The sequence below is a fragment of the Paenibacillus sp. FSL R5-0766 genome (assembly GCF_037971845.1).
Classification (GTDB): domain Bacteria; phylum Bacillota; class Bacilli; order Paenibacillales; family Paenibacillaceae; genus Paenibacillus.
The window spans coordinates 1,529,428-1,552,220 of record NZ_CP150227.1 but is presented as its reverse complement, the minus strand read 5'-3'; the positions used below and the strand labels follow the sequence as shown (position 1 = coordinate 1,552,220).

Annotated in this window: 13 protein-coding genes and 2 pseudogenes; 6 read left to right on the top strand and 9 right to left on the bottom strand. The window is 42.5% G+C overall.

Annotated features, from left to right (window positions below; genetic code table 11):
* Positions 1-66: 66 nt before the first annotated feature.
* Positions 67-3,186, top strand: a complete 3,120-nt coding sequence (locus MKY66_RS06835) for a glycoside hydrolase family 2 TIM barrel-domain containing protein (RefSeq protein WP_076216925.1) — start codon at positions 67-69, stop codon at positions 3,184-3,186.
* A gap of 95 nt (positions 3,187-3,281) precedes the next feature.
* Positions 3,282-4,025, top strand: coding sequence for a hypothetical protein (locus MKY66_RS06830; RefSeq protein ID WP_076216926.1), 744 nt, complete (start codon positions 3,282-3,284; stop codon positions 4,023-4,025).
* Between the two features lie 133 nt (positions 4,026-4,158).
* Here the strand turns inward: MKY66_RS06830 and MKY66_RS06825 are convergent.
* From MKY66_RS06825 to MKY66_RS06810, 4 genes and pseudogenes are all read right to left on the bottom strand, one after another.
* A pseudogene (locus tag MKY66_RS06825) lies at positions 4,159-5,019 on the bottom strand (IS3 family transposase); the annotation flags it as partial.
* A 14-nt stretch (positions 5,020-5,033) separates the two neighbouring features.
* Positions 5,034-5,723, bottom strand: a complete 690-nt coding sequence (locus MKY66_RS06820) for a helix-turn-helix domain-containing protein (RefSeq protein WP_076209648.1) — start codon at positions 5,721-5,723, stop codon at positions 5,034-5,036.
* A 315-nt stretch (positions 5,724-6,038) separates the two neighbouring features.
* Positions 6,039-6,386, bottom strand: coding sequence for a hypothetical protein (locus MKY66_RS06815; RefSeq protein ID WP_076209647.1), 348 nt, complete (start codon positions 6,384-6,386; stop codon positions 6,039-6,041).
* Positions 6,387-6,652: 266 nt separating this feature from the next.
* Positions 6,653-7,711, bottom strand: a complete 1,059-nt coding sequence (locus MKY66_RS06810; protein ID WP_076209646.1) for an NAD(P)/FAD-dependent oxidoreductase — start codon at positions 7,709-7,711, stop codon at positions 6,653-6,655.
* 232 nt (positions 7,712-7,943) lie between these two features.
* Between MKY66_RS06810 and MKY66_RS06805 the strand changes: the two are divergent.
* Positions 7,944-9,262: pseudogene (locus MKY66_RS06805) on the top strand (IS3 family transposase).
* Positions 9,263-9,382: 120 nt separating this feature from the next.
* On the opposite strand, the gene MKY66_RS06800 reads toward MKY66_RS06805, so the two are convergent.
* The gene (locus MKY66_RS06800; protein ID WP_256704151.1) at positions 9,383-9,625 is read right to left on the bottom strand and encodes a hypothetical protein; all 243 of its coding nucleotides are present in this window, start codon (positions 9,623-9,625) and stop codon (positions 9,383-9,385) included.
* A 50-nt stretch (positions 9,626-9,675) separates the two neighbouring features.
* The gene (locus MKY66_RS06795) at positions 9,676-9,984 is read right to left on the bottom strand and encodes a hypothetical protein (RefSeq protein WP_076209644.1); all 309 of its coding nucleotides are present in this window, start codon (positions 9,982-9,984) and stop codon (positions 9,676-9,678) included.
* Positions 9,985-10,455: 471 nt separating this feature from the next.
* Here MKY66_RS06795 and MKY66_RS06790 point away from each other — a divergent pair, with 471 nt between their 5' ends.
* From MKY66_RS06790 to MKY66_RS06780, 3 genes are read left to right on the top strand one after another with little or no spacing between them, the layout of a single operon-like run.
* Positions 10,456-10,947: a hypothetical protein gene (locus tag MKY66_RS06790; RefSeq protein WP_076209643.1), complete on the top strand. Its 492-nt coding sequence runs from the start codon at positions 10,456-10,458 to the stop codon at positions 10,945-10,947.
* Positions 10,948-10,994: 47 nt separating this feature from the next.
* Positions 10,995-11,399 (top strand): hypothetical protein, encoded by a 405-nt coding sequence (locus MKY66_RS06785; RefSeq protein ID WP_076209642.1) that lies wholly within the window; start codon positions 10,995-10,997, stop codon positions 11,397-11,399.
* Between the two features lie 39 nt (positions 11,400-11,438).
* Positions 11,439-12,494, top strand: coding sequence for an S-layer homology domain-containing protein (locus tag MKY66_RS06780; protein WP_143760281.1), 1,056 nt, complete (start codon positions 11,439-11,441; stop codon positions 12,492-12,494).
* Positions 12,495-13,277: 783 nt separating this feature from the next.
* Here MKY66_RS06780 and MKY66_RS06775 read toward each other — a convergent pair.
* The 3 genes from MKY66_RS06775 to MKY66_RS06765 all read right to left on the bottom strand — a co-directional run bounded on the left by MKY66_RS06775 (position 13,278) and on the right by MKY66_RS06765 (position 22,403).
* Positions 13,278-18,077, bottom strand: a complete 4,800-nt coding sequence (locus tag MKY66_RS06775) for an AAA domain-containing protein (RefSeq protein WP_076209640.1) — start codon at positions 18,075-18,077, stop codon at positions 13,278-13,280.
* 383 nt (positions 18,078-18,460) lie between these two features.
* On the bottom strand, positions 18,461-20,194 hold the full coding sequence (locus MKY66_RS06770) for a GTPase (RefSeq protein ID WP_076209639.1): 1,734 nt from the start codon (positions 20,192-20,194) through the stop codon (positions 18,461-18,463).
* 61 nt (positions 20,195-20,255) lie between these two features.
* Positions 20,256-22,403, bottom strand: a complete 2,148-nt coding sequence (locus tag MKY66_RS06765) for a GTPase (protein ID WP_076209638.1) — start codon at positions 22,401-22,403, stop codon at positions 20,256-20,258.
* Positions 22,404-22,793 lie beyond the last annotated feature (390 nt).

Genomic DNA, 22,793 nt, shown 5'->3' with positions numbered 1-22,793 from the left:
TATTCTCTAAGTCATCATTCAATTCTATAATGACAATATTATAACATTTCAGAAGGAGTTGCTGTTATGCGAAAGAAACTGGTACACACCCCTCCGGCAAATGGATACCCGGAATGGAACAATAATCCCGAGACTTTTCAAGTAAACCGTCTACCCGCACATGCTTCTATGGTAGCGTTTCCATCTATAACAGAAGCATTGTCCAATGATTCCAGCGCATCGCCATGGTACGAATCACTGAATGGTCAATGGAAGTTTGCCTTTGCGGAGACACCGGAGCAACGGATTACATCCTTTTATGAGAACAACTATGATGCCAGTGACTGGGACGAGATTGCCGTTCCTTCCAACTGGCAGCTGCAAGGTTACGATTATCCCCACTATACAAATATGACGTATCCGTGGGTCGAGCGTGAACCTGAATTGAAGCCACCATTTGCACCAACAACTTATAATCCCGTGGGTTCGTACATCCGCACGTTTACTGTTCCTGCTGACTGGAAAGACCGGCCTGTCCTGCTGCACTTTGAGGGCGTTGAATCCGCCTTTTATGTATGGGTGAACGGGGAGCTGGTCGGTTATAGCGAAGACACGTTCACGCCCGCAGAATTCGATATCACTTCGTATCTAACGGAAGGTGAGAACAAGCTCGCTGTGGAGGTATATCGCTGGTGTGATGCGAGCTGGCTGGAGAATCAGGATTTCTGGCGGTTAAGCGGCATTTTCCGTGGTGTATACCTGCATTCACCTTCACCGGTTCAGATCGCCGATTTCTTTGTTCGTACTGAACTGGATGACGCGTACCAGGATGCGGAGCTACTGCTGGACCTGAAGTTATTTAATTATAATGCTGCGCAGAATACTGCCGGATTGTCCGTTCAGGCGCAGTTGTATGATGCACAGCAGCAGACTGTACTGAAGCAACCACTTACTACGGCCGTTACTTTTCAGGGTCAGGATGAACTTTCATTTAATTTGTCAGCAGAGGTTATGAAGCCGCTTCTATGGAGCGCTGAGTCCCCTAACCTGTATACACTTGTACTATCCATTCAGGACGAATCAGGCGAAACACTGGAAGCAGTCCGCAGCCGGATCGGATTCCGTAAGTTTGAACTGAAGGACGGCCTGATGCAAATCAATGGCAAACGCATTGTATTTAAAGGCGTCAATCGTCATGAATTTTCCCCGGATAAGGGTCGAGCCATCGGGCGGGAAGACATGATCCGTGACATCGAGTTGATGAAGTCCTATAACGTTAACGCGGTGCGCACATCCCATTATCCGAATCAGTCACTCTGGTACGAACTGTGTGATGAATATGGCCTTTATGTCATTGACGAAACGAATCTGGAAACTCACGGTACCTGGGAATATGGGCAAAAGGAAATGAACGAGAACAATATTCCCGCGAGCAAGCCGGAATGGCGTAGTAATGTAATAGATCGCTGTAACTCGATGTTCCAGCGGGACAAAAACCATCCGTCTGTTATTATCTGGTCTCTGGGTAATGAATCCTTCGGCGGCGATAACTTCATCGCTATGTACGATTATCTGAAACAAGTCGATCCAACCCGTCTCGTTCATTATGAAGGGACTTTCCATTATCGCCCTTCTGATTCGGCAAGTGATATTGAATCGACAATGTATATCAGTCCTGAAAATGTAGAGAATTATGCTCGCATGAAGGGTCCGAAGAAACCTTATATTATCTGCGAATACAGCCATGCCATGGGTAACTCCTGTGGAGGTCTGCATCTGTATTGGGAATTGTTCGATAAATATGATGTGTTGCAGGGTGCATTCATCTGGGACTGGGTCGATCAGTCCATTCGTACCACTACAGCAGACGGTGTAGAATATTTTGCTTATGGCGGCGATTTCGGTGAATCTCCTCATGATGGCAATTTCTGCGGAAACGGACTGATTCTGGCGGATAAGACGGTTACACCGAAGCTGGAAGAAGTGAAGAAATGTTATCAGAACGTTCGTATGGAAACCGTTGATGTCAAAGACGGCCTGCTGCGCATCAAAAACCAGTTCCTGTTCACGGATCTGAGCGAATATTCGCTCGTATGGACAGTAACTCACGATGGCAAGTCTGTAGAGAACGGCACGTTGGATATCGCGGTACCTCCTGGCGAATCGGTTGAAGTCCGAATCCCGTACACTCCATCGTCCGATCTGTTCCAGGAAGCGGTGCTGACTGTATCTCTGGTTACAAAAATCGCAACCAAATGGGCAGGAGTAGGTCATGAGATTGCCTGGGATCAGTTCGTGGTATCTCCGAGATTGCGTCCAATCCAACCGATACGTCAAGGACAAGACAATGCGCCGCAGGTACAGGATCTGCAAGATGAATTGAAAGTGACTACAGGCCAAGTCAGGTTGAGCTTCAATCCAGCCACTGGCGCGTTAACATCCTATCAGATTAACAATCAGGAGCAATTGCTCGCACCTGTCCGGCCGAATTTCTGGAGAGCCATGACAGACAATGATATGGGGAACCGCCTGAACGAGCGTTCTGCTTTCTGGAGAGATGCTCACGCTACCAGCAGATTAATTCGCTTTGAGCACCATGCAGACGAGCAAGGCATTCTCGTAACGAGCGATTATACGTGGGATCAACATCCGGGATGTACGCTGTCCATCACATACCGAATTGATGCGGATGGTGTATTGGAAATCAGTCAAACCCTTATTCCAGGCGTAGGCTTACCTGATCTACCGGAATTCGGTATGCTGCTGCAACTGAATAACCGCTTGGATACAATCTCTTGGTACGGCAGAGGCCCGCATGACAATTATGCAGACCGCCTAACCAGTGCACGTCTCGGTTATTACACAGGTGCGGTTCGAGATCAATTTGTTCCATATCTGAAACCACAAGAGTGTGGTAACAAAACGGATGTACGCTTTGCTGAAGTTACGTCAGCGGATGGTCAGCTTGGCCTTCATGTTGAAGCCACCATACCATTTGAAATCAATGCGTTGCCGTGGACACCGGAGGAATTGGAAGCAAACGACCATGTGTACAAATTACCTCAAAGCACGCAGACTGTCGCTCGCATTAATTACAAACAAATGGGTGTTGGCGGAGATGACAGCTGGGGCGCACGTACCCATGCCGAATTCACCTTGCCAGCCAACCGCGCGTATCACTTCACCTTTACGGTAAGACCTGTATAACATCAAGCAAGCACTGCTGGCAGCATGCCGGCAGTGCTTTTTTTTGTTGGGGCAGTGAGTAGTGGGAGTTTGAACTTTGTCATGGGAACATTATAATGAATGAGGTGCAAGAAAGATTTGTACCAGCTATTACTCTATTACGAGGTGAGAATTTGCAATATCTGTTTACCACTCTCTTCATTCTTGGATTTATCGCTTTCTTGGGATTTGTTGTTGGGATGATCTTATCTATTCGCAAAGGCAATAGGTTGCCGATCAGATATATTTTTCTAACGACGGCCTGTTTTGCGATTGCTTCAATAGGACTGTATGGCATGTTGACTTTATCTTCGAACTCTACTCAGTCTGAAGTTGATCAGACCCCTTCATCCCAGATTAAACTTTCTGGCCTCCACATGACTACCGATGAATTTAAAAACAAGTTTAATGGCGCCGTAGGAAAATACCGACTGAATGGTTTGAGTATTACCCGCTTGAATGTGAAAGACTCTTCCGAGCATGGCACTGGCACTTTCGAGTATGTATTCAATGAGGAGTTACGCTTGGTTGGTGCAGTGAATGCGGATGAGAGCGTACAGGAAATCAGGTTATATGGAACTGGTGATACGAGCGAACCAACGGGTGGAATTTTTTTGACCGCTATCGCCACACTCATTCTCACAACCAATAGTGAGTACACATATAACGATGCACAAGATGTCATCCAGGATATCGGTCTATTAGATCGTGATGTGAATCAGTCTGATTTTGATGGGGCGACAGTTCGAAATGGATTGGAATATCGCTTCAGCATTCAAGATCATGATCACTCGACTTTTGAAATAATTGTTGCGAAATGAGACCCCATTGTGTAAAAAGGGAAAAAGGCCGCTCCATGAATGAAGTGCTCCCTGTCAAGTAGACAGACTAAAAAAACAAAATCATTAGTATTCAATATCCCCTCGGTTATATTGAGGGGATTATTTTTCTTAATTAAACTGCTCGTCGATATTCGTTTGGGGATAAGCCGTTTAGTCGTTCCGTGTATCGAAAATTATTGTAATAATGGATATACGTTCTTACGCTACGAAGGAGACTGTCATACGTATCGTACTTCTCCAGATAAAAGCTTTCTGCTTTAAAGGTACCCCAGAATCGTTCAATGGGTTGGTTGTCCAAACACCGGCTTACACGAGACATACTTTTTGTAAACTTGTATCTCTTTTGAAGTTGTTTGTATTCCAGCGAAGTATATTGAAAGCCGCGATCACTGTGCAAGAGCGGCGTAGCATTCGGGTTTCTTTTATAAGCTTTCTTTACCGTGTTCATGACAAGCTCATTGTTATTGGAGTGGCTGAGCACCCATGAAACAATAGAGTTGTCATAACCGTCAATAATGGCACTCAGATAGGCCTTACGGCCATTTCCGTATTTTAACTCTGTTACATCGGTGCACCACTTTTGGTTGGCGACCTCCGCTTGGAATTTTCGGTTCATGACATTCTCAGCGATATGAAGGGTTGGAGCTTTCACGTAATTGGGCCGCTTTTTGCGAATCACTGCCTTTAATTCAAGGGCTCGCATGATGCGGTAATACCGTTTACGGTTGTACCTTTTTTTAAGCTTACGATTCAACTGAGTACGCATTTGGCGATAACCGAGTATCCCGTTTCGTTTGTCATAGCGAAGTTTGACTTCCTTGGCTAGTGCAAGGTTTTCAAGTTCCCTGTCGGATGGCATCCATTTCAGCCACTTATAATAGGCAGATCGGGCGATTCCTGCTAGCTCACAGAGCTTGGTGACCGCATACCCTTTCTCGGCATGCAGCTCTGTAATCGCTTGATAGATGTCTGCATGTCGAACAAAGGTTAACGTGTATTTCTTCGCCGGATCTCTGCCAACTTTTTTGCGAGTGCATTCTCCATTTCTAAATGCTCATTTCGTGCCTCGAGTTCCTTGATCCGAAGCTTTAGCCGTTCCTGTTCGTCTAGCTCTTCTAGCGGCTTTTTACGACCTCGGAGGTCTTTTAAAGCTTCATGACCACTCGCTTGATATTTACGAACCCATGCGTACACTTGCTGGTAAGAGACACCGTACTTGTCGATGGCTTTCTGGTAATCTAAATCATGGGCGATGGCGAATTGTACAATTTCAATACGTTCCTCGTAAGTCGTTTTCCGTCCTTTATTCATATGAGGGGATCCAATCCTTTTCCGAGTTGGTTTCATTTTCACCCCTTCAGTATACTTGGAAATCCAGCTCTCTAACACAGATTTACTCGAAATATGGTACTTTTTCACCACCGCTCGTACAGAGTATTCGCCAGAGCGTACATCTTGAATGGCAGATAGCTTTAGCTCCTTGGAGTAAGATTTCCATCCCCTCGATTCTCTTAATCCTTCTTCTCCATCTACCTTGTATTTTCTTATCCAATCGGTAACCGTGTTTTTATGGACCCCCAGTTGCTTTGCCTCATGGTTGGGGTTGGATTCATGTTGCAGGCAACGCCTTACAACCTGAATCTTGATTTCATATGAAACCGGGCTTCTTTTGGACATTACAAAAACTCCCATCATGGTAGAAGTAGAGTTTTGTTTTTTTCTACTGTCTACTGTGATGGGAGCATATCAGAAGGAACGGCCTAACGTATGGTATGTACTATAGAAATGATTAAGTAAATTTACTTGTGATCTCTTCTTTTTAGGGTTTAAAGAGCCCTAATATCAAAGTGATCACGATACAAAAAAGCGATACAGGGTACAATATCCATTTACTGATCCTGTCTTTGAACGTGATCATCAAACAAATAATGCATATCCACGCAATTAATAGTTGCCACCAAACCACTGATGAACACCTCCCGAATGCGAAAGTTACTCAAACGTTACAATCTCGCTTTGATTGTTCCAACTCATTTTAAAGGTAATCGAGTCTTGCGTTTTCTCCGCCTCAGTAGCCGTTCCCGACATACTGAATGGTACCCCTTGTTCTTCAAGCGCTTTCCCCTGTTGTTCTATATTATTGCCGGTAAGGTCAAACACAAAATCCTTTATGCGCTTTTCATCACCTATATAAGTAATACTATAGCTCCCTGTTGATCTCTGTAGAGAAACATCCCAGTTATCGCTCTTTCCGTGTAACCTATCATCCGCACCACAAGCTGAGACAATAGATACAAGCACTATAACACAAAGAATCATTGGCAGTTTAAATAATTTCATAATATCCCTCCTTTTAGGAATATACCCAAAAATGTGAGTTATGATATTTGCTAATCATTCCTGATATCTAATCTATATAAGTTGAACTAAAGTTATTTACACAGACACTACGATGACAGAATAACCTTCCAATCGCTGTTATCCCCAGATTTTTTTGATTCCTTTTCCGAAGGGGAAAATCCGGGGATAAAGGCGAACGCTTTGCTTTTTCAGGTTTTTTCTGTCCTCTCCGTTATCGTGTAAATGATTAGTTCAATTTATATAGTTTAATGTGACTTACCTTTGATATGACTAACGATTCTCTGAGCATCGTACTTGACCCATCCCAACAATGCTGAACCTCGTGATGTTTGCCAAGGTAGCCCTACAAAGTACAATCCAGCAACCGGTGATACGCCTCTCTCGTGTATAATTACACCTTGGGCATCAAAAGTAGTATTGATATCGGTCCAACTATCATTTCGCTTAAACCCAGTCGCCCAGATAATATTGTCTATTCGTGTCTCACTACCATCCTCATATAGGATGCGGTCATCTATTGCATTAATGGCACGTGGGCGCAGGTTAACTTTTCCCTGGGTCATCAATTCTTTTAACTCATAGCCATATACGTACTCAGGCTGATTTCTCAACCATTTTCCAACCATACGATCTGCACTTGCACGTAATATTCCGAGCTTTTCAAAATACCAGAATATACTTCGTCTCATAATATGCAAAGGCCTAAAGGTAATATTTCGAGCTATGGATATGTATACGGTTTGTTTATCATCTGATGTCAACTCTACGGCGATTTGGGCACCTGAATTCCCTCCGCCTACAACTACTGTTGTTCCAGGAAGCAATTGAGAGATATTTTTATATTCTGATGAGTGAAGCTGGATCACATGCTCGGATAATGCTTTCGCAAAATGAGGAACATTTTTGGTCTGGAAAGGCCCCGTCGCAACGATAATATTGCGCGCTTCAATCATTCCATCATTAGTTTCAACATAGTACATCTCATCTTGCTTCGAGAGACGGGAGATTAAACAGTTTAACTTTATAGGAAGATGCATTTGCTTGGCGTAACTTTCCAAATAATCTGCAATTTCATCTTTGCTTGGCAAGCTATTTTTATTACCACTAAGAGGCATTCCCGGTAAGCCATCATACATTCGTGGGGTAAAAAGACGCAAGGAATCGTACCGTTTACGCCAAGATTCCCCAACAGTTGAGGCAGCGTCAACGATTAAAAAAGTTAACCCCGACTGTTGAAGATAGTAACCTGCCGCCAAGCCTGCTTGCCCAGCTCCGATAACCAATACATCGTACATATGTATCATCCCCAATATTGTTCTATATTAATATATGATCACTTGTTCATACGTTAATTTTACTTAACTACTGTCTATTTAGCAAGAGTAGAAAACATCACTATTAATTCCTCAAAAAAATTAACATAAAAAAGACTCCCTCTTGGGTAAAATGTACCCTATAAGCTGGACACTTGAAAAAAGTCCAGCTTATAGGGTATTTTGTTTATAATGAAAAAAAAGATGTTGGAGCGGAAATGTGATGACGAAAAGATTACTGACGAAGAAAGAACAAGAACAGCTAGAACGGAATCCAAATGTAATGGCTGTTAGTGAAAAGGCGATTACGTATACCGATGAATTTAAGCGCCATTTCATGAACAAGGTAAAATTCCTCGTGAAATTTTTGAAGAAGCCGGCTTAGATGTCGAATGTATTGGTTTAGACCGGATCCGTTCTGCCGGGAACGTTGGCGTGCTTCGTAGGTGACGCAGGTGTAGAAGGCTTACAAGATACACGCAAAACGAATTCAGGCCGCCCATCAAAACGTGAATTAACATTAGAGGAAAAAATTAAACGATTAGAAGCAAAAAACCGATTACTACAAGCGGAGAATGAGTTACTAAAAAAGCTAGATCTACTCGAAAGGCAGATGAAGAAAAAGAAGTCAAAGTGGCAACAGAACTAAAGTTTGAATTCATTCATCAGACGATTAAAACGTACAAATTAAAGCGGTTGGTGAGCTATTTATGCGACGTCATGGAAGTATCACGTTCAGGTTATTACAATTACTTCAGTGAAAAATCAGTGCAAAAGCGTGTAAATAAAGACGAAGTAGATGAGCATGTAAAGAAAATGATCTACAAAGCGTATCATTTTCGGGGGCGAAACAAAGGAGCACGTCAAATCAAAATGACCTTAGAAAATCAATACAAAGTGACGTACAACTTAAAGCGTATTCGCCGAATTATGAAGAAATTTAAGATCATCTGTCCCATTCGAAAAGCTAATCCAGCCCGTAAAATGGCAAAGGCCAACGTAAGAGCATCGTACATGTCCAAATGAATTACAGCGTAATTTCAAGTCAGGACAAGCTGGAAAGGTGTTATTAACGGACATCACCTATTTAACGTACAACGGTAGTAAATGCGCGTACTTATCTACCATTAAAGACGCAGAGACATATGAAATTTTAGCGTATGAAGTATCTTCCTCGTTAAGCATAGACATTGCATTGAACACGCTCCATCAATTGAAGAAGCACCGGCATTTAACAAAGGATGTCCTAATTCATTCTGATCAAGGCTTTCATTATACGAGCCCACAATTCCAAACCTTAGTAAAGAAAATGAGATTACGTCAATCGATGTCACGCCGAGGAAACTGTTGGGATAATGCCCCCAAGAATCGTTCTTTGGGCATTTTAAGGATGAAACAAATATAAAAGAATGCGAAACATTAGAAGAAGTGAAACGTGAAATTAAAAGTTACATGACGTATTACAATCACTATCGAGGGCAATGGAACTTAAAAAAGCTGCCGCCTGTAAAATACAGACAGCAGATTCAACAAGTTGCCTAGGTTTTTTTCAAAATGTCCTTTACAAAGGGTACACTTTAGGGAGCCATAAATCATTTCAGTGCAAGTTGCTTATAACGTATCATCGATGCTATCTGCTAAATATGATACGTTCGTTGAATTCTACCTGGTGTATCTATCGATGTCATCGATCGCAGATTGATGTTCTCTTCGATGATAATCTTCATGCTGACGAACGTCGTTTTTTAACTTTGCTAAGAATCCCCACCCCATAAAGGCAAGTAAAAGCACGGTAATCAGCGCATAAGCAAAGCTATATAGATTCATATAGAAGTTGATGAAAACTGCAGCGAGCATCAAGCCCAGAATCCATAATACCCACTTCGTACCCTTTCTCAAAATCATTTCCCTCCTCAATTCAGTTGTGTATTTTTATTATTATTTATCGAATAAACCTAATACATCATAGTTAAAATATTCGACATTTCTTTTTTGTGCTGGATCTTTATTACCAGTTCTTTTTCAGCTAAGGCATTCAAAGTTCTTCTTGCTGTTGAAGCTGCAATATCAACATGTTCCGCGGCCTGTACTGCTGTAATATTGGGATATCTGAAAGTCATTAAGTATACCAGTCTCTCTGAATGTCCGTCACATTTTGCCAAACCAGTTCTTGCTATTTGCTCTGCTTGATCTAGTAACACGTTTAACTTCTCAGCCATTTGTTGAGAGTCATCTAAACCAATTATACCATTTGGAATTTTCACCTCTAGTCTCATTTAATAAGTGATAATACTTCGCTCGTTGTTTCTCTAATTCTCACTAACAAAAAATATTGGACTAGATAGCTGTTCTGATTGCATCAAATACAGAGCTATTAGAATTCCCTGTATCATCAGATAAGTGACTTACATCCATTTTTTCACCATTATTCGGGTCAACACCATCTGGAATGTTAAACGACCGATCAATATTAACTTGCAATGTAGGGAAGAACCACCTCCCATATAACGAAAACTTTAAGATTACGCTTGCCATGTACCTCTAGCGACCAGCAAAGATCAGGACTCTCCTCCCCCAAACCATGAAATTTAAAGTTTTCTTTATATTTCCTTGATGAGATCGTTTTCTATGATAAACTCATGATAATTAAAATGATATAATTCTACATATTTTAGGAAGAAGCTATGAAAAGAAATTATTAATCGTTACTATTTTTTAGATGGAGGGTGTTTGAAATGAGAGGCAGAGGCATCAAGACACAAGCATGGCGGTTTAGTTCGAGAAGACAGGTAAGAGGATGGATGTCGTTCGTTCGGATGTTACTCATTGCCGCATTGGTTGTTTCACTTCTTCCGGCGGGAACATCGACAGTATCGGCGAATACGGGGGTAACGTATCTAGACCAGAATGGCGATCTACAAACAAACGAGAATGTAGCGGTCATCCATGATGCATCTGATTTGAATAACTCTACACTTGCAAGCGGCTGGTATTTGTTTAGTGGTGCATGGAGCTTATCTAATAGGATTAACATAACGGGCGATGTTCATATTATCCTTGAGGATGGCAGTGATGTAGAGGCACCTCAAGGAATTGATGTTTCTAATAACAACCTCTTGACGATTTATGCACAATCTACTGGATCTGGGACATTAGAGCCTCTGGGCATGAGGGTAGCGCAGGGATCGGAGGCGGCAAATGGAGTACTGGTGGTACGATTACGATAACTGGTGGCGATATTAAAGCAACTGGTAGTGATGGTGGCGCAGGAATCGTGAGTGGCTCTATTGGTCGTTTGGATTCGCTTAGTGTCAGTGGATCATACGCATATTGGACGAATACCACCAATAGTGCGCCTAGCACGATGACGGGGAGCGGCAGTTTTAACGGTGATGTTACCACATTCAGAGGATTTTCTTACGTCCAATTACGCTCTATTGAATTTATTACAAGCGCACCGATTACAGTCACTGCCCCTGTAACGGGAGCTACGCCGAGTACGACAGCAACGGTTGGTACAGCGAACTTCACGGCGAGAACCGTAACATGGAGTCCAGATGAAGAAGCTTTCGCAGGGAGTACGGCCTACACGGCTACTGTTACTCTAACGGCGAATAGCGGTTATGTTTTCGCAGCTATGCTTACGACACAACGATTAACGGCAAGGCTGCTGCAGTGACTGATAACACGGGCGAAGCGGTTACGCTGTCGTATACATTTGCCGAATTGGCAGCGGGATGCGGAAATCTCTGTCACTGCCCCAGTAACGGGAGCTGCACCGAGTACGACAGCAACGGTTGGCACAGCGAACTTCACGGCAAGCACTGTAACATGGAGTCCAATGGCAGTTACATTCGCAGGGAGTACCGCATACACCGCTACTGTGACGCTAACGGCGAATAGCGGTTATGTTTTTGCAGCTACGCATACGACAGGAATGATTAACGGCAAGGCTGCTACAGTAACAAGCAACACGGGCGAAACGGTTACGCTGTCGTATGTATTTGCCGCAACTGTAACTTCTGGCGGCGGAGGCACATCGAGTCCAATCTTTACAGGTTCACCAGAACCTGAACCGACACCTGAGCCAACTCCTAAGCCAACGCAGCAACCTGTAGTTGAAGTATTTAACAGTAACATTGTGAATCGCGCTAGCCTGGTCGAGAAGCTCGCTGCCCAAGTCTCAGCAGCAAATACTGCTAATACGACAACTGATTTTGCGGATACTCATGGACACTGGGCGAAACAAACGATCAATACCTTCTTGAAGGTGCAGTTGATTAGCGGCTATGAAGACGACACATTTAGACCGAACGGGAATATAACGCACGCCGAATTCGCCACGATGCTAAGTCGCGCATTCAACATCCAAGCTGACAACAGTAACAACGTAACATTTAACGATCTAGACAAGCACTGGGCGAAAGACGTAATTATGAACCTTGCCGCTGCAGGAGTAATCCAAGGCTATGAGGGTGGGACGTTCATACCTGAGAAGACGATTACACGTGAAAAAATGGTCATTCTTTTATCTAGCATCGCTAACCTGAATACGATGACTAAAGATACATCCAAAGGTCATTTCACGGATCTGAGTCGTTCTTACGTAGCGAACGAAATTCAAACGGCAGCGCAAGTGGGCATCGTCAATGGCAAAGGAAAGGATCGATTCGATCCTAAAGGCAATGCCACTCGCGCAGAAGCGCTTGAGATCATTTTGAACACACTGAATCTTGATCCGCAGGTGAAATCACTACTAGATTCACTGAGCTAAACCGAGTGGATATTCAGAAGATAACCTAATATAATAACTAGAAACATAGCGGCATAAGGGAGCATATCATACTCCCTGCGCCGCTTTTTTTATGAATTTAACCTACAGATTACAACGCATCCTTGGCAACAAGCATATAGCCTGAGTTTCAGAAGCCAATACGTTTTGTAGCTTGTTCAATTCGTCCACAGTAAAAACATCATCCGATAACTCAATTTAAATACCTAGGCTATCTCTTCATTGAATATTTAATATAAAGACACCTTAGAAAATCCAAGGGTCTTTAGATCCCGAATTCACTAAGGTGTCTATTTGCATGTGACCAAAACTCTTAAAAGAGGCTTCTCACAAGTTCGGAGAACTCGTGAAAAGCCTCTAATTATATAAACGCTAACCAATCTGTGACAACGGAGCACTCAAGAACCCTGTAAACCCTTATATACTAAGGTATTTATGGGGCTAATTACATCATGCCGCCCATGAGACAAAGGCTTTTTTATGTGTTTTTTGAGTCTATTTGTGACGATTTTATCCGGTTTTCTTGAAAAATTGGTTCGATAAATCCGTGTTAGTAAGATGTGTGGGTAGAGTTTGTGGGCAAAATGTGGGCATTGAATTACTCAGGTGAATGTGTCATGTGCGGGAACATAGGCGGTTGGGTTCCCATCCGCTTCTTAACCTGCCACTAATGAAATCCTTGTTACCATTATACCACTTGGTTCACGATTTAAAACATAACAGTATCTATTATGATTGATACTCATCTTGTTACTTCACCTTCCATTATTCATGTATTTGAACATCCACAGCATTATCTTCGCTTCTAACCTCATATCGTTTTTCAGGCTTCCCATACACATTTATTAACTGATGGCTTGTTGAGAACGAATTATCCTCAAGATAGCTCTTGCTCCCGAAAATCAATTCTTCTATTGCAGGAGACTGCTGTTCAGTCCAGTCCGGCTGCTCTTTGAACAGCCTTTCAACTTTTTTAATCAAAGTGAGATTGCCCACATTTTCTGTGTTATCATCAGGCATAATCACAAACAAGTAATCCCTCGCACGGCTAATGGAGACGTTTATGATGTTAATCTTGTTGAGAAACATCTCCTTTGAAGTCGAGATGAACGGGGGAGGGTTAAACAGTGCAATGATGATGTCACACTCGTCGCCTTGGAAGCCGTGTATCGTGCCGACCTGAATATCAATATTTTTCGGCAAGGTAGTTGCAGCCATCAGTTTATCAATCAAGTCCGACTGCGCCCGATACGGAGCTATTAGCCCAATTCGGAACATCTTATCATCTTTCATAAGTTCGACAATCGATGATAGATACTTTACAAATTCAAAGGCAAATAGAGCCGAATACACCTGATAGTTGCTTTTGCTTTGTAACTGCTTAGGCCTATAAATACTCTCATATTTACTAATAGGGAACTTGATAATGTTTAAAGGTTTAATATCAATAAAATCACCAATAGGCAGTGATCGTTGACTTTCAGTAGTGCGGTTGTGCTTTAATACTCCGTCATATGCGAACCGACTGAACACCTCTCCTATTGCTGGTATGCTCCTGTATTGAGTAGTCAGGAGTTCAACATTGTATGAGTGAGGTACCGTTGTGGGTTCGGTGAACGATTTGAGTTCCACCATAGTGTATATATTTTCATTCTTCCAGAGATCTACACTAGTGATAGGCTCTATTTGGAACGGGTCTCCCGCAATAATAAATTTCACAGGTGTCTTCTTATAAAGCGGGAAAACGATGTTGACCAATGGAATCATAGATGCTTCGTCAATGATAATATAATCCCACTTTAGTTCACTCAAATGAAGCCTAGTGCTTTCGTCTGGCAGAAAGTAATCGTACGGAAAACGGGCGATCGTCGAGACAGTAACATTTCTTGACAACGTACGAATATCGAAGTTCTTGTCACGAAAAACACCGCTCTGCTCAATGATGCTGTCGTTCGTTGCTCCAAAACGAACAAGCCAGTCACAGTAACTATGATCTGCGTCCTTAATTTCCATAATACGCCGTACAAGGACATCTGCCGCTTTATTTGTTGGAGTTAAAACAAGAACTTTCAAATTCTCGACTTCCCTCATAATGGGTAGAATAACCTCTCTCGCCAGATGCGTTGTTTTCCCTGTGCCGGGAGGACCGAAAACGAACTCAATATTTTCGCATAGGTTGCCTTTCATATCATAGTCGTCTTCGAAGCCGAGTTTATTGAATGCTTTTCGCAATTCCTCTAGTAGGAATACAGGGTTCTTTGCGACGATTCTTGCTTCTTTGACGAGTGATAAATCAACCCCTTCTATTTGAGCGTTCGTCCTCAGTTTCACCCGTAAAGTGTATGACTTTACATTCACAACTTCAATTGCAACTTTGACCATAGGATGATTTTCAAAATGCAATTCAAGTGGAATATCCGCAAGGTCTTCCATGGACTGAGGGATATAGCGGTTCGGATGCTTTAAGATTAAGGTTCTAGATGTACCTTCCTCAAGCTTAACTTTAGAGAACGATATGGAAACCTCTCTGCTGCTTGCATTATTTTCGCCACTATTGATCGACTCCAACTCAAGAAGGACTTTGAACCATCCGTATGAATACTTTTCAGCCGCATGCGCCTGCTGCTTTAAATCCTCAAGGCGGGCAATCGCATTAATGTCCCGCTCAGCCTGTTCCTTAACTTTTTCAATTTTCTTACTGATGTTGACAGACGGCTTTGAATAATCGTCTTCATCAATCGGCGCGTCCTCAATATCGTCATCTTGTTGCATAATCCGCCTTCCTTGTGCGGAAGTTGCCCGTTTCAAGATTTCCTTTACGACGCGTTTAACTGTAGGACTGGGATCAGGTGTGGTTTCTTCCGGTTCATCATCGAGCAAGTCCTCATCTTCCTCTTCAGCATCAGAAACCTCAGCGGTTTTTTTGCGCTTGGCATACTCTAATAGAGCCTGCCTTTGCTCCTCGTCTGACAAGCCTAATGTTTCGGCATAAGAGGTGATATCAATCTTATCCTCTTCAGTCTCTTCAACTTCTTCCCTGATTCCTAGAAGCCTGATTAGTTCGACCGCTTCGTCGCTTGATAAATCATATTGCAGGTGAAGAGTTTCAACGGTCAGTTCATTGGCGGATAGGAATTCTCCTTCGCGATTGGCGAGCCATGGTTGAGTCCGAAGTCGATTAGCTTCGGTTGAATCGAATTTTTCAGTACGCTCACTGTAATAGTAGTATTTGTATTTGCCGCACAAAACACTTTCCTGCGACCAATAGTTATCGTTTAAAAGTCCGTACTCAACCAATTTAAGTAACTGAGTCCAAACAAAACAGGATTTCTCAAAGTCTCGTTCATTAGCAGTGATTTCCACTAATTCTTTGCAACCATCAATGTAGTTCTCTTTCCATATTTGATACCCTGTTGAACGTGGCCAATCAGTCTTAATTTCATTCGCTTCTTGCAAGCTTAATTCACAGGAAATAATTCTCGGTGTATCCTTAACGCCAAGATCCGTCAAAAAACTGATCAATTCCTCTTTCTTATCTTCGCCGACAAGTTGCAGATACTCATCAAAACAAACGAATTTCGTTTCCGACTTTGGTTGAAACCATTGCTGCAAAGGTTCAAATGGGAAATAAAGTCCCTCCGCTATTCCGCGATACTGAGTTTCGTCGTATTTGGACTTATACAAAACAAAACTATATTCCTTAATTAAGGATAGAATAGACTTTGCCTCCGCCTGAGAACACACCTGATAATATCGGAAGAACTTTTTGAAATGAGGTCTGGTACCAATGTCACCCCCTTTCTTGTATTCAGGCAGAATAATGTTGTATATCTCGTCCCGTAAAGAAGGCTCACTGATACCAAGTTGCTTTATGAACGCAAGCGTTTCCTCATTATGCAACAAAGAATTATTGATGGTCGCGTAATCACTGTCGCCTTCAGTTGGTAGAAACAATATGGCTTGCTTCTTAACGTCAAAAGCAGCAACTGCTTTTCCGTCCTCATTGAGAAAAATCGGTTTTGTTAGAATCAGCTCTGTTCTGCCCTTCGTCTCTGCAATCCATTTATAGAAAAGATGTAGCCACTCAATCGGTTGTGACTCTATGAACTCAGGTGTGATTCCATCATAAGAAGTTCCAGAATCGACCTTCCAACCTTTGAGTATTTTCCCTTCATCTAACCAGACTTCGGTTATTGAATCAATATAATCAGTGAGTGCTTCATTTTTACGGCGAGTGTCCTGACGTCCGAAAGATGTGAACACCCACTTAGCCGTCTCATTTTTACTTAACAGAGCTAGTTGAAGATTTGAAAATAACTCGGCAATTTGAGGTACAAATGCCCAATATGCATCCCCGGCAGCTACATATCCGTCTAAACTCGGAATGATTGCCGTGCATCTAAACGCTTCTTTAATTGCAGTATAGAAAGGTTTAAACGATATTGTCTTCTTGCTGTTAACATCAACAAAGCCACTCTCATCATATGGCACAATGTCGAGAATATTATCGTCAATCAGTGGCACCTTTATTTTCTGCCCGATTTCCGTGAGATATAGAAGACTGTCTGCTGCCAAGTTTGAAAGCAAAGCAATCATGTCAATATTATGCTGAACACCTGCTCTTATTCCCTCACGGCTGTCGGTAAGCAGAAACGGAGCATGAAGTATAAAATTCAACCCGGTAACTTCCTTTGTTGGAAAGAAGCAAAAAGCGTAATGTGTCTTTGGCATCAGATGTCCTTGTGCATCAACAAAGAAGCCGACAGAGTACGTATGCCCTTTATCATTATCACGGGAGAACAACCATAACTTATCGTCGTAGAGGTCGTCGCGGTTCTCTCCGTCATTTTGGGTGAGGCTTACAAACTCGGCGATAGTATTATCAATGTTATGTATTTCCTCAACGGTCTTCCCATATAAGCCCAAAATGCCGGATATCTCAAATGATATATCCTTAAGGTTAGACAGAAAAAGAAGCGGGTAATCAAGCGAGCGCAGTTTTTCCGAAATATCGGAATAGGCATCTTCAACACTACGCTTTTCGTGGTCAAACGGGAAGACAAACAGGGTTTCACCATTTTTTCTTCCATCGTAATCGGCTTCTAGACAGATCGGTACTATGAACCGTTCGATTTTGAAAAAGATATTAGGGTCATAAATTTGCGGTGTAGCAGTGTATTGAAATACCGCCTTAAACCCTACACCAAACTTTCCAATGGTTGCTTCATCCGTTTTATTGGAACCACCGACAGCGGTTATAGAATTTATGTCACCCAACACCCTGTTCTCAAGGTCTTGGGCTTCTGTGGCAGGGTCTGAGACCGTAAATCGGCGTGTCCCATTATGGACGAATATAAGTTTGTCTTTGAACAACTCGAAGCGAGCTGATGTTGCTTTAGCGTCATCAGCGTTTTGAAGTAGCTCGTAAATAAAGTGCGCTTGATCAGAATATTTCTCAACCACACTGTTCTTTACCCCACGCAATGCGAATCCCTCAAGGGCTTTCGCACTCTCTGATCTACTCACGGATAGAGCATTAAAATAAACTTCCTGTTGCTGTTCCATTAGCATTACCTCACTTATTAAAGTGTAACAGATCTCATCAAAACATCATTGCACTCACAAAAAAATTGCTAAGTATATGGGGACGCGAAACTCAGCGTTCCCATACCTCTTCATCCATCACTCAGAATCCATATAAATCAAGGAACAAACGACTTCAACATGCCCCGTATGCGGGAACATTGGCAAGTTGATTCCCGGTTGTCCAGGTCGACTAAAACCTTGATTTATATGGTTTTTCTCTAATCGTGAGTGGTTCTATTTGGTTGAAGTTAGCTCCAAAATGATGGCTTTCGTCCCCAATCCGTTCCCACTACTACCAAATGTCAGGACACCGCGAATGCTCGGAAGCATACTATTTTATGGCCTTTAAGCACTCGCCCTTACTATTTTACGGTTCTTAATTTTGCCTTTGCCTTCTTCATCAACAGTTCAATGCCAGATGTCAAAGATGCCTTCCGGTTCTCGCTTTCAGCAATTTCCTTGCGAATTGTTTCGATCACTTCAAGCTCCGTATCGTAAAAGCTACTTAATTCCTTAGCAATACCCATTTCATATTCGTTCCTCATTTCTTGAGCAACTATCCGGTATTCTCGCCGAATCTCAGTTCGTGCCCCCCTAAGCTTTATCGCCTGGTCCTCCTCGTCTTTTTCACCTTTGAGAGTCAGGAATACATCAAGCATCACACCTATAATAGACAACACCGGGCCAAGTTTATTAATGAATTTAGTCAATTTTGTAGCGCCCCATGGTTTAAATTTCCCGCCGAACATCTTTACTAAGTTATATACTGTATCCTTGGAGACCTTAGTTGCCATACCACCCAACTTTTCTAGAGCTTGGGGTCCCTTACTCAACCATTTTAAAGAGTTCCCGCCATCAACTTCGCGTTCGTTAATGGTATGCTTATTCTCAACTAATTCAGCCTGAATCTGCCTTCTTACAATAGATCCTAGTTCGGAGTTACTTAGCTGATCAAGTTCTATTTCGAGTCTGCTCATTTCTCCTTCAATAATCTTGGATATAGCATCCAACGACTCCTTGGATTTCAGTTCAATATTTCGCTCCGAGTTTTTTATAGCCTTGTTGATTTCTTCTGACGTATGCTGACCGTCTACAAGTGCTGCGACCGTCTCCCCTTCCATTAGCACCTCATGGTCAAGAGAGCTAAGTTCAGCTTTGTATTGGTTGGTAAGCCTCCCCTCTGAGGAACGCAAAATAAGTTTTTTGCGACGGAGTAACTCCATCATGTTTCGGCTTAAAGGGGTTTCCGTTACAGCTAGGTTGTAAGCCTGGTCCAAGATATCGATTAGACGATTTAAAGGTGTGGCCAGCTTGGCCGTATATCTGTTCTTATCCGATAGTTCCTGTAGCCTATTCCACAATTGAGCAAAATTCGACTTATCAACTAAATACTCTTTCTCCTCTTCATCTTCTTCTGCTTGAGCTGCCAAATACGAATCGGAATCGATGAAGCATGTATAAAAATCATCCGGGTGGGCAGGCTCCATCACTTTAAGTAAAGATTTCGTTAACGTCACGGGACTTCCAGATTCGCGTACCATCTTATTAACGACTAGAATCATTTGACCTTGACGCTGTAGTTCGAACGCTAATTTGCGGAAGAAAACTCCTCCTTGAGGGTTAAACAGTTCGTTAGAAACAACAAACACCAGCAAATCGGATTTTGAAATCTGATCCAGGGTTACTTCATCGTGATCGTTGCGCCCAGCAAAAATTCCGGGTGTATCGATGAGTAGCAATTCGTCCCACAAATACCGCTCTGTTCGATCCGTAAGAATTTGGGCCCCGATCTTGATGTCTTTATTGCCTGCCTCATACACCATGACGGTTTTAGAACCAACTTCCGATTCCACCACTTCCTTACGTTTGAACGAAGCTCCTGTTAAAGCAGCTATTGTGGTCGATTTTCCTGCGTTATATTGGCCAACAAAAGAAATGGTAAGATGGGTTTGGCTCTCGTACTCTTCCATAAACTGTTCTAGTTGCAGTAGAAGAGGTTTATTCTCCGCACTTTCGTCTCCGTTCTTTAGTAGCTCGAAGGCATGATCATAAAACTCTTGAATTTCCTTTGCCAAAGTATGAAATTGAAAAGACATAGTTACCACTCCTTCCGCATATAGTAATTTGTTGTTTGGAAATTAGAATGACTAGGTGCCTCTAGGAAATCTTAAGCCTGATTCCAGTGATCTCGCTAGCCAATCGAATGTTGATTCCCTGTTTGCCTATCAATTTCCCCTTCTCCGTTGAAGGAACGGTAATCGTGGCTTCATTTTGCTTGCCCTCAGTAGCTTTGCTGAGCTTGATCATGTCCGGAGTTATATCAGCGGGATATAGAGCGCGGCACACCCGTTCCTTCGTGTTGGAACCATCACTAAATAGATGAACTTGTTCACCACAAATAGAATCTAAATTTGTTTTGATGCTACCTGCCATCTGCCAACCATTAGGAACCATGATTTTCGTGGCGCGGCCTTGCTCTCTAGAAAGAGCAATAATCTGCAACTCTGTGCAATTTACCCCTTCGAAGCTAAGCAGCTTTGCAAATAGCTTCTTATTCATGTTCGTCTTTCTCAATCTTATTTCCGACGCAAATGCTTTCAACACATCTGCAATTCCAAAGAGTCCACTAATATAAGTAGATACCTGATCTAACATCTCTCTTTTACCCTTACGGATAATTTGTCGATCAAACCACTGCAAATAGGCTTCAACAGCCTTTTTATGGGTATCGTCAATCATCGCTGTTAGCTGCTCTTTTGCATCATGTTTTGCTTTACGCCACTTCTTTTCTTCCCAACCCCCGAACAACCAACTGAATAAACCTGCAGCTACACTAACTCCCATTGCGATCCAGCCTACCGGATTCCAAAAATTTGCAACCCCGACATTAGCAAGAATAAACGCCCCTGCCGATACCCCTCCTGCAATAACGCCACCCCATTTGACAACACGCCCGATTTGCCCTTTTTGAAGGCCTCCCATTTCTGCCGTATCAGTCTCTAATAGCTCCAGGTCGAATTGATATTGCTTCGTGAACTCCGTTAATTTTTCTTGAAGTTCTCTCACAATTCTTTGAAGTTCTCCCACCATCTTGGACTTCAACTCATCCTGCTCTGCCTTCAGCCTAGCAGTAAGCAGCTTATCAACATCAGGAGAAGCCAAATTGGTATCAATAAATCCTGGAATCCATTGTTTGATCCGATCAAAATGTTTTTTGCAAACGGTAATAATCTGATGCTTACTATCCGATGCAAATCCGTCAAAAAAGGACATTAATTCCTTCTTTTTGTTAAGCATGAACTTTGCTTGGGTTCGGATTGAGCGCTGCTCTTCAAGCATCATCTTCTCCAAGGTATCTGCAAAATAGATCGCACTGTCGTAAAACGTGAGAAGTCTCCTTTGCTTCCCTCGCTTTTGAACCTCAGCACTAATCGCATTATGAACTTCATCGAAATTGCTCAGTCTCCACAGATCATTAGCGTGTGCCGCATACTCCGGCAGAGTGCTCTTGAACCCAGCATCCGCATGAATATTCACGATTTTGACCTGAGGAATATTCATGTGTTGCTTCACGTACGCTCGGATGTGCTTTTGGTGCTCATCAAGACGTTCTTTATCGAAAATTTTATGGGGCATACGAAGGAATCGCTTTAGTTCCACTTCATTGTTAATATTGTATTTTACATTAAGCAAAATCATAAATGGCTTGTTAATCTCCTGTAGCCTCGCCATATGGTCAAACTCTCCAGGTTGAATGGAATCATCCGATGCCAGAAACAAGATAAAATCAGATTGATCAATGATGTCATGTGCTTTGGCTGTATCATCATCACCCTTGAAGGCTTCGAAGCCCGGAACATCAAGAAGGCGAAGCCCGTTCCAATTATACTCTTGTACATCCCGGGTCGTTCTTTGTGCTCCCTTGCCTATCGTCACTCCATCGCCACAAGTCAAAGCTTCACGAATGGTACTTTTACCTGCTTTTGTTCGCCCGAACAAAGCTACGGTGAAATCATTTAGATGCTTCTTTTTGACCTCAATAGAGTGACTGAGGTCTTGCATACTTTCCGAAGTTTGCTTTTCTAATTTATGTACAATTCCATTCAATACAGGAAAAAAACTAAAGTTTTCCGCATCCTTATCTCGAAATAATTCATCAGTTTGAACTCGAACATTCCGAGTGAGTTCCTTGACCTGATACTTGACCCCATTGGCAAACAATAGACTTTCTTTATTTGCTTCTTTTGCAGTTTCTCTGCAAGTCTGCAGGGCCTCTTTAAATCGACCATTATGTGCGTGTTCCAAGAAAATCCCCTCCCTCTTTGTCAATCCGCCCAACTGAGATCAAGCTAATAACTAACTATAAAGACTGAACCTCAGGTCCCATTTTCCAATGTAAAATATGAAATACATTGGAATACGTCTGTTGAATTCGACAAACATTATGGTTTTCCCTCTCAGTTTAGTTAATGTTTCTAAGCATGATTTTTAACAGTTCTTTGTTCAAACAGAATAAGCCGAGGAAATACAGGAGTGAACCCCCAAATCTCGCTCGACTTAGATAAACTTTTAAGCTATGGGCAGACTTTCAAGTTTTAGGCAAACTTTATTTGTAGACCTTACCCTAAAGCGTGACGATGAAAGTACTATTACAGGTAAGGACCGGAAGATGATGATGAAGTCCGTAACTGCGAT